The sequence below is a fragment of the Alteromonas sp. G4i35 genome (genome assembly GCF_054960375.1).
Map to the genome: position 1 here is coordinate 82,145 of NZ_JBHNZD010000023.1, position 16,483 is coordinate 98,627.

The 16,483-nt window shown below is 41.4% G+C and carries 11 protein-coding genes and 1 pseudogene; 8 read left to right on the plus strand and 4 right to left on the minus strand.

Annotation, left to right across the window (positions count from 1 at the left end):
• Positions 1 to 104 precede the first annotated feature (104 nt).
• The 3 genes from ACFI6L_RS15370 to ACFI6L_RS15380 are packed head-to-tail and all read left to right on the plus strand — an operon-like array spanning position 105 to position 5,056.
• Positions 105 to 1,952, plus strand: a complete 1,848-nt coding sequence (locus ACFI6L_RS15370) for a hypothetical protein (RefSeq protein WP_462574366.1) — start codon at positions 105 to 107, stop codon at positions 1,950 to 1,952.
• 30 nt (positions 1,953 to 1,982) lie between these two features.
• On the plus strand, positions 1,983 to 3,932 hold the full coding sequence (locus tag ACFI6L_RS15375; protein WP_462574367.1) for a tyrosine-type recombinase/integrase: 1,950 nt from the start codon (positions 1,983 to 1,985) through the stop codon (positions 3,930 to 3,932).
• Positions 3,932 to 5,056, plus strand: a complete 1,125-nt coding sequence (locus ACFI6L_RS15380) for a hypothetical protein (RefSeq protein ID WP_462574368.1) — start codon at positions 3,932 to 3,934, stop codon at positions 5,054 to 5,056. Before ACFI6L_RS15375 ends, ACFI6L_RS15380 begins: the two co-directional genes overlap by 1 nt.
• A 372-nt stretch (positions 5,057 to 5,428) precedes the next feature.
• Here ACFI6L_RS15380 and ACFI6L_RS15385 read toward each other — a convergent pair whose 3' ends face one another.
• The 4 genes from ACFI6L_RS15385 to ACFI6L_RS15400 form a co-directional block, all read right to left on the minus strand.
• Positions 5,429 to 6,457 carry a restriction endonuclease gene (locus tag ACFI6L_RS15385; protein ID WP_462574369.1) on the minus strand — a complete coding sequence of 343 codons (1,029 nt, stop codon included), beginning with the start codon at positions 6,455 to 6,457 and terminating at the stop codon, positions 5,429 to 5,431.
• 69 nt (positions 6,458 to 6,526) lie between these two features.
• Complete coding sequence (locus ACFI6L_RS15390; protein ID WP_462574370.1) at positions 6,527 to 8,203, minus strand: UvrD-helicase domain-containing protein; 1,677 nt, start codon at positions 8,201 to 8,203, stop codon at positions 6,527 to 6,529.
• On the minus strand, positions 8,200 to 10,125 hold the full coding sequence (locus ACFI6L_RS15395; protein WP_462574371.1) for an ATP-dependent nuclease: 1,926 nt from the start codon (positions 10,123 to 10,125) through the stop codon (positions 8,200 to 8,202). The genes ACFI6L_RS15390 and ACFI6L_RS15395 overlap by 4 nt, the downstream gene beginning before the upstream one ends.
• 194 nt (positions 10,126 to 10,319) lie before the next feature.
• The gene (locus ACFI6L_RS15400) at positions 10,320 to 11,606 is read right to left on the minus strand and encodes a hypothetical protein (protein ID WP_462574372.1); all 1,287 of its coding nucleotides are present in this window, start codon (positions 11,604 to 11,606) and stop codon (positions 10,320 to 10,322) included.
• A gap of 132 nt (positions 11,607 to 11,738) precedes the next feature.
• On the opposite strand from ACFI6L_RS15400, the gene ACFI6L_RS15405 reads away from it, so the two are divergent.
• From ACFI6L_RS15405 to msrP, 5 genes and pseudogenes are all read left to right on the plus strand, one after another.
• On the plus strand, positions 11,739 to 11,969 hold the full coding sequence (locus ACFI6L_RS15405) for a helix-turn-helix domain-containing protein (RefSeq protein WP_462574373.1): 231 nt from the start codon (positions 11,739 to 11,741) through the stop codon (positions 11,967 to 11,969).
• Between the two features lie 434 nt (positions 11,970 to 12,403).
• Positions 12,404 to 13,324 carry a site-specific integrase gene (locus ACFI6L_RS15410; RefSeq protein ID WP_462574374.1) on the plus strand — a complete coding sequence of 307 codons (921 nt, stop codon included), beginning with the start codon at positions 12,404 to 12,406 and terminating at the stop codon, positions 13,322 to 13,324.
• A gap of 218 nt (positions 13,325 to 13,542) precedes the next feature.
• Positions 13,543 to 13,911, plus strand: a pseudogene (gene yfbR, locus ACFI6L_RS15415) (5'-deoxynucleotidase); the annotation flags it as partial.
• Between the two features lie 76 nt (positions 13,912 to 13,987).
• Positions 13,988 to 15,331, plus strand: a complete 1,344-nt coding sequence (locus tag ACFI6L_RS15420; RefSeq protein ID WP_462557568.1) for an anti-phage deoxyguanosine triphosphatase — start codon at positions 13,988 to 13,990, stop codon at positions 15,329 to 15,331.
• Positions 15,332 to 15,483: 152 nt separating this feature from the next.
• Positions 15,484 to 16,483, plus strand: a 1,000-nt coding sequence (msrP, locus tag ACFI6L_RS15425; RefSeq protein WP_462574375.1) for a protein-methionine-sulfoxide reductase catalytic subunit MsrP, incomplete at its 3' end; no start/stop codon positions are given.

Below are 16,483 nucleotides of genomic sequence, written 5' to 3' on the forward strand. Positions count from 1 at the left end.
ATAACAAAATCCAATATAATCAGCCCCTTACCGACAAATAAATTGATACCTTGAGATTCATATGCTACCTGTATATTAAGTATTCAACTGACCGAGTTTTGGAAATGAAATCTCTTTCGATGGTTATATCAGAATTCATATCGACTATTGACAAAAAGAAGTCAAAGCCTGATTACCTTGCACTGAGTTGGTTTCTTAAATTTCTAGAGCTTTCAAAGGGTATTGATATTCCGATTTATTTTGGCGCCATAGAATTTAGAAAATATTTCAACTGGTTGAGGGAACACAAACCCTATAAAGCTGTTTACACCCAAAGTGTTGCAGTACGTAGGATCTGTATAGCATTACAAACCGATGAACTATCAAATGTAAAATTTGCCGACCGCGCTGAGTACTGGCCTGTCCCTCAAAAGCCAACGCCTGCTCATTTTGAAGTTTTAGAACAGCGCAAAAGAGATACTTTGCAAAAGTACCTGAATACAGAGATAGATCTAATCTACGAAAAGGAACGAACTGTTCAGCAAGCCTTGAAGTCCGGTCAGCTCATCAAAGAGACAGGAGCAGACTTTTTCGGGAAATCTCCCAGCAAGAAGTACTTTTACACATGGCAAGAGTCAATCAATAACGTGATTTACACTCTATATACAGCATTTCCAGATTTTCCGGGTTCTATAGATACAGAGGAAACACTGCCAGGAAAACACTATGGGAGAGTGAAGAATGTTAAATGTGAGGAAATGTACAATACCTTCATCACAATCTATAAGAGAATGGGAATACAAAAACTAAAAAATGCTTCTTCTTTTTTGCCTGACCATCCAGACTTGGTGTTTAACGATGTTTTAAACTACCTGTACCCAGGCTTTTCAGAAGCTTATTGCATTCGCTGGGCTATCGAATTAGAAGCCGCATGGACACCAGATATCGTTAAAAATATTGATATCAACGACTTTGAAATATGGTTTCCGAACAATTCAAGCAAAACAACTCTAGTACATAGCCGCAAATGTAAAGGACAGCAATCTGAAAGTGCCATCGATGTAATTGATAAGTCTCTTGTATGGCCAAGCAACAAAGAGAACCTGAATAGTGCAATCAATTTGATTAAGCTTTGGATTAAGCGCACTTCCAGACTTCGTAAAGGCATCCACTACAAAAATATAACTGATCAAATAGGAGCGGACCCTTTCCTTATTTATTTGAATGATTTTTCAAATTTCAATAATGCCAAAAGTACAATGTTAGCGATGCATCCAAAAGCTATTAATAGTGAGTGTCCGGAAACAAGGAAGCGGTATCAACAGAAAGTGCTTGGCTTCAGTTTTGACGAAAGACAATTGAAGCCGACGAGTTTATACCTAACTGAGAAGAACAAGAGTTTATCTCCCATAATGCAAGTTGCCCTGCTTGGGCATTCAGACTCATCGCTTACAGATGAATATTACAAAGATGATGCTCATTTTCAGCAAATCAGAAAAGAAAAGCTGGCAGAGGAGCTTAACGCGATAGAGAGAAGTATTAAGGATAACAGCTTCCGAGCAACTCTTGTTCCGCTGCGCTCTAAAAAGACTTTGCAAGACCAAATCATAACAATTTTTACCGAACATGCTGGCGAATCACCGCTTTCAGTCTGTAAAGATCCCAATAAGCCCGATTGGTCTAATGACAGCAAAATTGACACGCCGTGTCATATGTTCAACAAGTGCCTTAACTGTAGTCAAGCAACGGTATTCGAAGACAATATCCCATTTATTGTAGATAGGTTTCTCTATCTAAAGCAGCAGCGGTCATCCTTAAGAGAAGATGTATTCGGCAAACTTTACGAGGATGAGTTTATAGCATCAAAAGAAGTTATAGAGTCATGGCCATATCAGGACCAAATACAGGAAGCTATGGACAGGACATTTGTCGAAGGCTATTTGCTTCCTCCCGTTATATCCGAAAGTTTTTAATCTGGCTACATTTGGTAAAAGGAAACTGAGGTGGAATTAGTAAATTTAGCTACTTTGCCGGATGCAGATGACTTTGAAATAGCACCAGGAATCTTCTTTAAAAAGTCAGATGACTGGAGAATACAATATAATCAGAGTGAGCATGAGCTATTCAATTTTTCTTACAACATTGATCAAGGGGTATCGATCAACAGGTTTCCAGCGTTAAAAACTCTCCATAAAAACCTAACTTATTCGTTCATGCCCCACCTACTGAACGACAGGATAAAAAGCTACAAAACAACAAAGTCATTTTACGTTGCCGTAAAAAATTTAGTTATTAAGTTTCTATACCACGAGCAAATTACAAATAAAACTCAGCTAGAAAACATAGCTAAGCAGCAATGGATTGATCTAATTCGTGACTCGATACGTCTAGCCGAGTTGAACCCCAAAAATGGAAACTTTTACTTCTTAGAAAGTACTATCAGGCTGCTCAGCAACTGGCACAAAATTAGTCAATATAGGATGTTACCTACCTGGTGCAAACTAGCCTACAGTTCACATGAAATCATAGATAAGAAAGACCGCAAAAGAATATACGAGCTGCGCGACAACGAACAAGGAACGTGGTTACCATTGGAGCCCGATACGTTAAAGAGCTGTTTTGATAAAGCAAAAGACTACGTAGAAATCTATTCTAAAAATATTATTGAAGCTCATAACATTATTAAAAATCGGCCTCGACATAATGATAAAGAATGCAAACTCACTCTTGTGAGAAAGGACGGAATGACTAAAGGCACTTTCAAGAAACTTCAAAAACTTGAAATACCAAAACAAAGAGAAAACGGAAAACCGCTGTTTGCGATACAAGAAAATAGCAAAATGGTTCGGTCTAAAGGTTATGCAAGTGGATTTCAACCCAGAACCTGGTTGAACATTGATGAAATACGGCCTCAAGTCATTCAGCTAAAACGGGCATGCATTTATATTATCGCTTTTTTTGCTGGTTTAAGAAGAAGAGAAATTGCTGAACTTCCGCATCAAACACCCCACTACGATGGTACATATTGGTGGATAAATATTGTGCGATTCAAGACCGAGGATGAACCTATTAGTGAGGGGCGTAAGGATATAATTCCTGTTCCTAAAATAGTCGCCGACGCGATAAACGTATTAGACAAGCTTTTTCAACATACAAGAGACGAACTGTGTAGTAACTACCTAATCGTTAGTGACAAGCTGACGAAGAAACGATATGAAAAGATCAAAATAGCAACCATCACTAAAGATATCCGCTGCTTTACCACCGAATTTTCAACCGAATGCGGCCATCCACATCAACTAAGAAAATCAATCGCTTGGATTCTGATATCAAGGGATGAGAAAAACATAGATTTAATCCGCCAGCTTTTTGGACACAAAAGTTTCAAAATGACATTGACTTATATATTGAGCAATAAGCTATTGATGTCCAATATAATTGAACTAATAGAGCACAATTATGCAGAAGAACTCCTAGAGGTTTTTGACAAAATATTTGAAGGAGAGTTAGTTGGCAACGTCGAAAAATCAATACACTCTCGGGCTAACAACAAGCATTTTAAAGGCCAGATCCTAAATACGAAACTAGAAACTTTCTTGGATGACCTGCAATCATCCGGAGTGCAAGTCTATGTGAGCAAACTTCCAATCGGCGCGTTTTGCCTGACAGAGGGAGAACTAAAAAATAAGCAACTCCCCTGTACACTGAAAAATGATCAGCTTACTCCACAGCCCAAATTCTGCGATTACAAAAATTGCCCCAACATACTTCATTCGGAGGAATCCGCAGAAAATATTCGAAAACAAGCTGACTACTATCGAGTCAAATTGAATCACTTACCTGATACGGCGAGTGAAGTCTTACGCCGGTATTACCAAAGTGAAATTGAAGAAAACATTGCACTGGCAACTTCAATCGAGCAAAACCTTGTTAAGCAAAGAATGGTTAATTGATGAAGGACTATCTCCCAACTGAAGAAACTGTATTGGCCATGATAGAGTTAGTGCAAAACGAACGCAGCTTTTCTTCAACCAAAGTCGCCAGTGAATTAGGGATTTCATTAGGAAAACTGAACAAACACTATAGCCACTTACTCCCTCGGAAAAACACTAACACTAATCACGATAAGATCATCAATACGATCAAATTGCTTCAAGCACAAACTGGAGAAACAAAGTTTGGGATCACTCAAGTTGCCAGAGAGGCACATGTTAGTCGGTCTTCAATTTACGAAGATTATTCTGACCTCATTGACTACATAAAAGGTAAAAAAAGTGTCTTAAAAGACTTCCCAGATTCAGAATCTATCAGCGATCAGATGCAACTTGAGTCTAAAATAAGACAACTCAAACAACAATTGATAGAAAAAGACAAGCAAACACAGGACATTATCGAAAAAGAACGAAATAAAACGTTTTCTACCCTAATGAAAGCGGATCTGAATAATTTTTCAGTAATTACTGACGAAGCTGAACTGCATAAACTTCGAAAACAAAGCCGAGAGCTGATAAGCCAAAACAAAGAATTGATTAGAAAACACTCTAACCTCGAATTCGAACTAGCAGAGTTAAAGATAAATACTACTATCTTAGGTAGCGGTGCGAAAGTTGAGCACTTGAGTGCCGATTACTCGTTGCTTCTCAAAGCCAGTGAACAAACATATCCACTTAAAGAGCTAAAAAAGTTATTAGTTGAGACAGAAGATGCTTTATTGCAAAGGGCAATTACACACATTCAGCTTACAAAGCCTAGCCTGGTCATATTTTTTCAACCCTTCTTCAGCTGTAAGTTTGAGCAATTCCCCTTTGTACCGAGAGATGGCAATATTGTCATTGTGGAAACAAACATTATCAACCCCTTAAAACGAAAAAGTTTTATTGATTTACTTGAGTTCCCTTGCATATACATCGCAGCTGATTCCAGCGCCAGCAGGGCAAAGCTTTTCTTAAAGTCGACTCGCTTAGGTATATCCCAAGAGCTTGTGGAGGACATATACGAACATAGACAGTTCGCTGGTAGTGACGATAAGTTCGATGGGATTATGATTTTCAATCCTCGAAAGCTTAACGCGGATTGATTAGTGATATAGTGAGGAAAGCGGTCCATCAGCACTGATATACCAAAGTGGAAAATGAGGCTTTAACGTTAACTAGACACAACTTCATCTGACAGTTTTCATTATAGAGTGGCACTAAATCAGCCAGTAAGTTTGGGCCAATAGCAGCCGTTGATACTGAATAATTAAAAATGGCCGCTGTGAACGTAAAGAAGACGGCCGCTCTAGCTTGTTAATGGACATTTATGAGTTAGAGTCGACGGGCGGTTCTGTGACATTATTGGACGGTAATGTTTGTTGGATCGAGGAATCAATATTGAATTTAACCGATAGCCAGTGCCGATTAATAGGCACAAGCTTGCGAATATCCATAAAGACTCAATTGTTTGGAATCTAGCGCGGCAGAGACAACAGGAAGTCATCAGTCAACTCAAACAAGAAATCTGTCGGATCTTCCCCTTGCTCCTTCATATGCAACATTTTGCATACTGACTCATCATCCAAGGCTAGGATCAACTTTCCATGCTCTCGCATAGCTCCTTGCATCATACTCATTGCATTTCTGTCTGCTCCGAGGCGAGTAAACATTATCGCAACCTTTCTTAACCCTCTTTCAAGAAGATATTTCTCTGTTGTAAGCACCTGGCCTTGTTTAATCTTTTCTGAATAGTTCTTAAACTCAAATATTACATAACGGCTATTTAAGTGATCTACAAGAAAGCGCCAATACTCTGTATTCGGACGAACCCTACAAACAAAATCATACCGATTAGTTCCACCATCTGTACTTTTTTGTTTGTGCCATCCTTGGAGATCATTTGGAAAGAGATACTTGAGAATTCTTTCGCAGATATCTTCGTATTTAGACCAAGTAGATTTTCCCCTTTTTAACAACCTGAGTTCCTCGCAGAGATCCGTTCCCTTTTTATCAACAGGAGGACTCGTAGCCTCAGATAATTTGACACTAGAATCACGTAGATCAGATTTACTTGAGCTTTTCTTTTCAACAAATTCCGGCCCAAGCTCTAAAAGTGCGTCTAGCTCATCAATTAAGGAGGGTTTCGCAGACGCAAACTTCCTTAGATCCACTTGATCTACAAAGATAATTTTAAATTTATCTTCAAGAAAAAGCCTTATATTGCTAGGTAAGAAGCTTGATACAACCAACATTCCTTTATCAGTATTAAGGCCAATTCCGTTATTGATTACTCGCGATGCTGCGGATTCAATTAAAGATGACCTAACCTTTGCCGTTCTATAGTACTTAACCTCTATAGCCCAGCTCTCCCCACCGAATTGTCCTAGAAAATCAAATCCTTTTTCACCCCTTGTCAAGTTGGGCGTTATTTGAAAGTCATTTGCTTCGAGAATTCGCTTTACTAAATCCTCAAACAGCTCCCACGTTGACATCGGTTTTTCCATTTTAATACTCATTATATTTCAACTTTCTACCAGCGAATTATGGTTTAGTGGTTAGAATTATATTTAACACTAACTCCCACTTACAACATTTACAAAAGGCAGAGCAAAGTTAATATATTCTTGCTGGGGAGTTCGACGCACAACCCAACGACCGCCATGATTGTGTGGTCTTTCTCTTTCAATAGCATATGTAAGTACCAAACGTCGTTTAGCTCGCGATACACCAACAAAGAAAGCACACCGATTAGCATCATGATCGCCAAAGAAAATTTCGTTCTCAATGGCCATAATTATCGCTGAGTCGAACTCTAGTCCTTTGCTCTTATGGATAGTCAGTATCCGTATAGCCTGATCATCAGAGAAACGAGTCAATGCCTGGGGTAAATCAGGCTCAAGTTCAAGCAATTCTTCAATGCGCGCTTTGGTATCTCTCACAACTTCACCTAACCTGGCATGTGACTCATAGTCAGGCGAGAGAGCAACAAGAGTCTCCATACCTATTTTATTCAGAAAGCTACATACAGAATCCCACCATCCAGAAAAAGGCTCATCCAACAGCTCGGTCATGGCGATGATTTTTCTCTGCTCCTTGAAGAAGCGTTGGAAGCTTTGCCTAGCGCTAGATTGCACCTCATCATCGGCAAAGGGAATCAATTGATTCATCAGTCGAATCCAGGCTTTGGGCTCTCGCTGGCCATAGAGGCAGGACAAATAGTCAACAACGAGCCTTGCGGCAGGTTCGACAGTAATATCCTGCATCTCCTGCTCGTTCCGGTACGGTATCCCTCTAACTTCCAATGCCACCATCAGTTGATTGGCGTAAAGATCTAGTTGTTTGGACACTAATACGGCGATTTCGGATAACGGAACCTGTTCATTTCTTATCCACCCGGCAATCAAATCGGCCAAGTACTCAGCTTCTCCCTGGGCATTCTCGAATTGCCACGCGAAGACCTCTCCCTCTTCACCAGCAAGTTGGTGAGCTGGCATGACGGAAGCCGGATCGAGCACGCGAATAATCTCGTTCTGCATCCTAAGCAGGCGTGGTTTTGAACGAAAGTTTCGGTACATGTTTAATGGGACCGCTGAAAAATCCCTAGCGAACGTTTGGAAAATTCCGTCCAAAGCACCTGCCCATCCCATGATTTTCTGCTTGGTATCACCGACAGCAGTGAGACGAATGCTCGTACCTTGGAAGGCTACCTTCACGAGCTCATATTGCTGATCCGTGCAATCTTGGAATTCATCCAAGAAAACATCGCTGTAAGTTTGGCGTATGGCATTTCTTGCGACAGCAGAGGCCTTGAGAATTTGAATTGCTAGCGGCACAAGATCATGAAATGTAATTTGCCTTCTTGTGACTTTTCTTTCGCCAATCGAATAATCCATATCCAGAGCATCATTACCAGTAAGCACTACTCGGAAGCGATCAATAATACGCTTTGCAAACGCATGAAATGTGTAGCTCTCAAAACGGGAAGCCAATTCTTGTCCACAGCGTCGCTGGATTCGCTCCTTCAAGTTTTTGCTGGCGTCAACTTTGAAAGAAATAGCGAGTATTCTCTTAGGATAACGGCTGGTTCCGGTTCGGAGGAGGAAGTCAGCTCGCTGTGCAAGCATTTCCGTCTTGCCCGCTCCCGGACCCGCTGTCAGTGCAAGACAGCGCGCTTGTTCCTTCGCAGCCAGCAGAGCATTAGGTTCAAGTGTTAGCCCATCCGAAGGCAACCATGCATCTACAGCAATCACTCGGGCAGCTCCGCAAGCTTGGCTATCACTGCATCTGCAAGTCGTCCAAATGATCCTGGCATGTTCGCCAGCAATTCCTCGTTGCTCAGTTGAGCAAGAGCATCTATATGCGCAGCGGGCTTACTACCCAGTTTAAAAAGCTTGTGATACGTAGAGAAAAGATTTAACTCGTCTCCGCTGTATTGGTATGAGCCATGATGGCTCTTGCCCAAAACGGCTTTAATCGTAGACTCATCTGAAACCTCCCGCTGAACACCGTACGCATTAGAGAAAGCAAGAAGCATTGAAAAATCTAAATCCATTGGAAATGAGAAAAAAACACCACGTGTTTCCAGCTCTGAAAATACACTCTTAGTGCCGTTTTCAAAGAAATGATGTGTACGAACAGGTACTTTGTCATCATTCCAATCTGATAAAGAAAAAGTAGTTGGTAGTACCTTTTCAGGTTGATACAAACCAAGTTGGTTATTTACATACTTTATTCTTCCCCAGCCCGCTTGATATCTGCCCACATCTAAATCTAGAAGAGTCAAAAATGGGATTTGCAGTGCGGATAACAGACGCCAGAAATGGTTTACATGCCTACCTCCAAGCGGAGCAATCGTAACCGCTGATTCATCAACTGGGGCTCCTTTTGCTTGAAAAAGGCGCGGTAGTACAATTTCTTCGCTATCCCCTTCACCCAACACAACCAAACGCGAGAAGTAGATTTCAGGGAATGCCTGGACAGCCTCGCGTACAAACTTGTGCGCTTCATCGGTTTTAGCGGGTAATTGGATTTTCTTAATTCTTGATTGCCGGGTTTCGGTAAGTCGAAGATATCGAATATGTTCCGGATCAACACGTCGTAACATTGACGGAGCATGCGTAGCGATTAGGGCCTGAGCATCCTCGTTGCTCGTCATGGCGCTCAGAGCGCTGACAATCCGCCCCAAATAGTGAGGCGAGAGGCTGTTCTCTGGCTCCTCAAGGGCAATCAAAGTGAAGACTGGCGGACGCAATTTTTCTGGGTCAAAAGAGACGTCCTCACCGGCAAGGACAGAACGCCCAATTGCTTGAGATGAAAGAACCAATGACAGATATAGCATTGACTTCTGGCCGTCACTGAGTCGAGAAAAATCGACAAAGTTTTCATCATGTCCAGGCGAGAATGAAACGGACAAATGACGAAGCAACGCCTCGATCTCAGATGCCACAAAAGTAATCTTGGGATCTGTAAAGTAGCTACCTTTATGAAGGGTGCTCCATGTTTTCTTCAAGTGGGCACTAAAAGCATTGACCGATGGGTTAGCAGCCAAACTCTCGCTAATCTGGTCAGTGAACCCTTTGACCTCTTCTCGTTCATTTTGCCAGTTCACGGCACGTAGCAATCGGCCAAGCAGCGCGCTCGTTCCGTATGCAATGTGGTCAGTAGGATCTCTTCTTGCGGGAAGATAGTGGACTTGTATGTGATTTCGTTCTGATCGGGGTACAGCTTCGGGATTTAGAGGTGAACCATCCGGGTTAGCTTCAAGCACATACACAAAAGTCTCATCAATATCCCCATCTAGGCCCATAGTGGCACTTAGGCGATACCGTACCCTCGGGATTCCATCAGGGTCATCAAGGCGCATGTGACTGAAATGAGGAGCAACGGTTGAGTTATCTTCTTCACCCTCCAACTCGGGAAACACGAAGTCCGCCTCAATCCATAACAGCCTTTCTTCTGGCGCTTCTTGTTCATCGTGCGGGACATGGAAGTCTGAGCGCTGAATACGACGTAATGCTGGATCAAATGCGAACAGTCGGCACAAAGCCTGGAGTGCAGCAGTCTTACCTGAGCCGTTGGGGCCAATCAGATAAGTAACATCTTCCAGTGTCAGTTCTGTTGGTTCTGCACCAAAACTTTGAAAATTTGAAAGTCGAATTGACTGTAATTTCATCCTTGTTCCTTTGTTATCAAAATCCTATGTAGATCGAAAGCCAGCTTAAATCCAGATTATCAGACTACTTGCAGGCTGTCCGATTCTCACTATGAATTCAATCGATAGATGCAACACACTGGTTAAATCTCTCACTTTACTTTTCCCTAGCTACCAACATTGATATGTTAACGTCCCACACATATGGATAATGATTAGTTATCCCGTTTTTTATTTACGGTAATATCATATCCAAATGTTGCCGAATGATAAGTTAACATTTTTAGTAGCCAGTCAAATGTACTTCTCTCAATAACTTGTGCTACATCTATCTCATTTTTAGGTGGGACCTTACCAGATTGGTTTTTGTCACTTAAGATTTGTGCCTTCGCAAACCGAGGTGCCGAGTATATCGTTAGAGAGTCGCTAAAGTGAAAGCTAGTGACGGAATTCAAAATTTCAGCATGTGTATCAACAACGCCAAGAATCTCAATGACTAACTCATGATAAGTAAGACTGTAGTGATCTGAGTTTCTTTCAATAGGTGTTATACCCTTTTGCATTAACGCGAACTTGATTTTGTTTTCAAAGCGTTGTGCGTCATTAGAATATTCATTAGTCAACCTAAAAACAACAACATCTGAACTTCCATTCACAAAAGGACGGCAGGTTGTCATCGACACTTGAAATCCAAGTTTACTCCCATTTCCATTAACTCCTGTTCGAATATAAAACAATGGAGGAACCGCTCTATTTGCAGGCAACTGAGGATAAAAATGAATAGATTTAGATGGTAGATTAGGAAATGTTGAAGTCATCAACACTCGTTTAGCCAGAGAAGCTAAACATCTATCCAACTCACTCGATGTCTTTGGTTTTGTTTGGTTAATACATTTCCAAATGTCTGGTAGTTTTGCTGGATATCTTATTGATAAAGGAATCGTCAACTTCAGTCCAAATTTCACAAGATGATTAATAACAGACAAAGTCGGGATAACTTTGAGTGGAATTGAATTCTCTACACAAATCACACCAATAAGTTGACGTCTGCTATTGAAGCTTAACTGTTTATAGACAAAGGAATTTATTTGGTTTTCCAAATAGTTCACATGTTCGGACGTGCTTACAAGCGTGAGGTCCCCTCTATCTGAAATGAATCTACATTTGACAGATTTACATACAGATACTGACAGCTTTTTAGAAATTATGGATGTTAGATCCACACCTCTCATCTTATAGCTATGGATATTGCCTGCACTAAGGGCATATTCTGGTGTAACAATTTCACTGATCTGGCACACCATGGCTGAAGATATACAGTCATTTTGTGGATTGTTTATGAAAAGGTGGCTTGTCTGCTCAACAATAAAGTTTGCATACTCATCAGCAGCTAAAGAGATGTTGCTAACATCTTTGCCACATACATTAGCTGCAACCAACGCGAAAATAGGTAGATTATTTTTGTCTGAATAATTTTTCTCGTTTACATAAGAATTGTTCACTTAGCTATCCAGTCGTTATAAAACCAAGTACCCGATTGATTTACTTTAAATCACCTAATGAGGATTATAGTCCGTGGACGATTAAGCAACAAGACTAGATAGTCTGACGTTTACATCACTTTCAGTATATCTATGAACAGTATTAGGTACGATGTTGGACGCTTAATTAAAGAGAAAAGAGTTGAGTCAGGTATGACTCAGGAAGCCTTTGCTCTGCTCGCAAAGGTTGATAGAAGTTATATGGGTAGGATAGAACGAGGTAAAGCTAATATTTCTATCGAATTACTATACAGATTGGCGTTCGTACTTAAATGTGAAGTATATGAACTGCTACCCAAATCAACAGTAGATTCGATTGACTAGTAACCTGCTTATCCGAGCAAAATTATTACCAGTGTTTTATAGTTAAATTCTGACTTGCCTATAATCTTCTGTTGCTTATGCATATCACTAAAGAGCTCATTAGTTACAACTACGATAACGCCCCCTTTCAGCACCACATATTAATCGCAAACTTGGGCAATGAAAAACACCTGTTGAGTTACGTTAATATCTACTTGAAAGAAAAATGCACAAGTAGTTTAAAAACAAGTGAAAACTATGCCAATAATCTAAAGAACTTTTTCACCTATCTATATAAAACACTTCCTAAGGAAATTAGATACTCTTCGGACTTTTGGCTTAGCGCCTCAACGACGTACATAAAGCGATGGCAACGTTATCGGGTCCGAAACCGAGACAAACTCAAGAAGACATCGCCGTCAGATGAAACTATTTACAATCAAGCTTCGCTTGTAATGGAATTTTATACATGGGCAGCAGATAACGACCTACCAGTAAGATTTCAAAAGAAATCGTTAAACGACAAAAGTAACAGCAAAAGCTGGCGTTTAGATTTCAAAAAATACAGTAAGCAGAAACGAAAAACACAACAAGTATCTCAAGATTCGGGGCTAGAAAACATCAGTACGGAAAAAAACAAATATCAAAGAACCCGTAAGTTGTACTGTATGTCAAATGAAGATATTACCAGTCTTTTAGGCGCTTACTCTGACCCAGTCTATGGCGCTTGTTTAATGCTTAGCCTGGCTACTGGCATGCGAGAAGAAGGAGTTTGTCAATTCCCTTATATTGGTACAGGGCACAACGCCCACATACGCACTTATCCTGATATTTTAGCAACCATACCCAACTCATCTAAAACATTCGAGTTTTCAATCAGAGAAAAAGGCAAAAAGCGCACCGTTCAAGTGAACCTCGCTGCTTGGAAAGCGATATGCGAAAATTATTTGCCACTTTACCATGAACGAAAAGTTAAGTTTTTGGAGTACCGTAAAACTCTTCCAGAGCATGAACGCCCGCCAATCAATTCAATATTCTTTTTAACCAAGAAAGGTGAACCTGTAACTCCGAAAAAAATCAGTCAGGTTACATGGGCACAAAAGGAAAAGCACTTAGAAAATTTCAAATTCACTTTTCATGATGGGCGGGGATGGTTCATTACTCGCTTTTTAATTCGTCACTTAACGCGAGAGCAGATATCAAATCATGTGTTTGATATAACAGTTGCCGAAATACTTAAAGAACAGATCGGCCACGAGGATTTTGAAACAACATACAAACATTATGTGAAAGTCGCTTCACTTATCCTCGAAACACTGGACGGCAAGTTTGACTACAGCGTAGCTGATGATGAGTTCTGGGGAACGTTAGGTTAATGCTTTTATAGCAAAATAAGGAAGTGTTCAGTTCTAACGTACACTGTAGTAGGATGAATGTAGTATATAAGCGTACATATTCAATATTTTGAGTGCAATCTGTGGTAGAAGTGTACATTAATCTGACTAACTCAACCCTACACTACATGGGACGGGTGACAAAGCGATTTTATAAAACTTCAAATTTGTACACTTTGAGTAAAATGAGATTTAGTACAGACCTCCCTACCCCAGTGAAATACTTTAACCCTGCGATTAAAGAAGAATATAAAAAGATCGAAAAAATTGCAGAGAACAAGCTAATTGAAATGGCACCAGAGGCATTTCGAGAAGACTATGCGGCGCTTATTGATCATCACTACCATAGTGAAGAAGAAGCTTTTATTGTGAAAGCAGCAGACGTACTTTGCGCTTATCTAAAAACGCTTGAAGAATTAGCTGCTGGTAACCAAGAGTTTAAGCTGGCTAAAAAACGATTAGATAAAACCCTTAAAGAGTATCATTCTGAAGAAGTAGACTACTTCTTAACGCGTTACGTACCAAGCTTTTCTTTAAGTCTTGATGAAATTACGCAAGACGATATGTGAGCGAGGCGATTAACAGCGCTTAAATCACTGTACTGACGAAAAGAAGTAGCATACACAGCAAGGCAGCGAGGTTTTTTTGGCAACAAGCGATTGGGAATTAGCATTACACGAGCGTCGTTTACCCCGTAGCGAAACAAGAGACGGCGATCATCGCAATCCGTATCAACGTGATAAAGCGCGCGTTCTTCACAGCGCTGCCTTTCGTAGATTGCAGGCAAAAACCCAAGTGCTCGGTGTGGGGCTGAGCGACTTCTATCGCACTCGACTAACCCACTCTCTAGAAGCCGCCCAAATTGGCACCGGTATTACCGCCCAGCTTTGCGGAAAATTTCCGGATATTGCCACTACGTTGGCGCTTGATCCTACGTTAATCGAAACCCTCTGCTTGGCTCACGATATTGGTCATCCCCCATTCGGCCATGGTGGTGAAATTGCGCTTAATTACATGATGCACCAATACGGCGGGTTTGAAGGAAACGGACAAACTTTTAGGATCATCACTCAGCTAGAGCCCTATACCGCCGAACACGGCATGAATTTATGCAGAAGAAGCGTGTTAGGCTTGGTTAAATATCCGAATTTTATCGATGCCCTTCATAGTAAAGGACCTACGCCAGAGCGCCCTGTTTCACTTCGTCAGGTAAAGGCCCACGACTGGCATCCGCCAAAAGGTCTGTTTCGCTGCGATGAGCCCCTATTCGACTGGCTACTTGCGCCATTTAGCAATGAAGATAAAGATGGGTTTATGCAGTTTACTGCAAAACTGAATGCACACAGTAAAACGCAATTTAAATCCTTCGACTGCTCAATTATGGAGCTGTCTGACGATATCGCCTATGGCATTCACGACTTAGAAGATGCCATTGTAATGGATATGGTCGACAAGCATCACTTTGTCGAGGATGTAACCACGCCGCTAAAAGCGCTAGATGTACCGTGGCTGTCAGACAATATAGAAGTGCTAACCAATAAGCTATTTAGCGCTGCACATCACGAAAGAAAAAATGCCATAGGCGCGCTGGTAAATAGCTTTATTACAGCTATTGAAATAAAAGGCGTTGAGGGTTTCGCTCACCCGTTACTGGCGTTCAACGCCGTAATGCCTGAACATTTTGCACAAGCCTTGGAGCTTTTCAAACGCTTTGTGTTTAACAAAGTAATACGCCGCCCCGATGTGCAGCTTCTTGAATACAAAGGACAGCTGGTGGTTATGGAGCTTTTTGAAGCCTTTGCATCAGATCCTGACCGCTTACTTCCCGAAAACACCCAAGTTCGCTGGCGTAAGGCCTGTGAGAGCGGCAATGGTATGCGCGTTCTCGCTGACTATATATCGGGTATGACCGATGAATTCGCATCTCGCCTATACAGCAATATCTTTTCACCTAAACAAGGCGGTATTCAAGATAGTCTGCATATGTAGATTGTTTTGTTTTTCCAAATTAATTGAAATAAAAAGACCGTACTCTCGGTCTTTTTTATTATGTTGAACTTACTCGTTACATTAACGTAGCTAAATGTACTGGGCGAAGTGACGACCATTTCTCATAGTCTTATCATAATTTAGGTGACGTAATGCCAAAACCATTTAAACCCTCAGTAAAATTAACTGATAACGACGTAACTAATGAAGACGTTTACAAGAGTCGCCGTTCATTGCTCAAATCTATGGGCTTTGTGGGAGCGTCTACGCTGTTGGCGAAGTCGGCAGGCGCTGCCGGTTGGTTTTGGGAAGATGAAGAAGAGAAGGCAGTGTTTAAGGGAAAGGCGCTGGAGTTTAGTCAGCCCCCTAAGTTTCAAATAACGGAAACCCGAACGCCTGAAGATAAAGTGACCAGCTACAACAACTTCTATGAGTTTGGCACATCTAAAGATGCACCAGCCAAAAATGCGACTGAATTTCAAACTAATCCATGGACGTTAAAAGTTGACGGGATGGTTAAAAACCCCATTGAGCTTGATCACGATGCCTTGACAAAGCGTTTTCCCCTTGAAGAACGCATTTACCGCTTGCGCTGTGTGGAAGCATGGTCGATGGTGGTGCCTTGGATTGGGTTTGAGTTGGGGGCGTTGTTAAAACAAGCCGATCCATTAATGTCAGCCAAATATGTGGCATTTGAAACCCTATACGACCCTGAGCAAATGCCCGGTCAACGAAGCCGCTTTACCGGTGGTGGTATTGATTACCCTTACGTAGAGGGTTTGCGTCTTGATGAAGCTATGCACCCGTTAACGCTCATGTCGGTTGGTCTTTACGGGAAGACCTTGCCACCTCAAAACGGCGCGCCTATCAGGCTTGTTGTACCGTGGAAGTATGGTTTTAAAAGCATTAAGTCTATTGTGAGAATTCGCCTGACCGACAAGAAGCCTCCTACCACATGGAGTCGACTGGCCGCCAACGAGTATGGCTTTTACGCTAATGTGAACCCAAACGTGTCACACCCAAGGTGGAGCCAAGCCAGTGAGCGTAGAATAACCACAGGTGGGCTACTTGCCAGAAATCGCATCGACACCCAAATGTTCAACGGCTACAGCGAAGTCGCGCCACTATACAAAGATATGGATTTATCCCGTT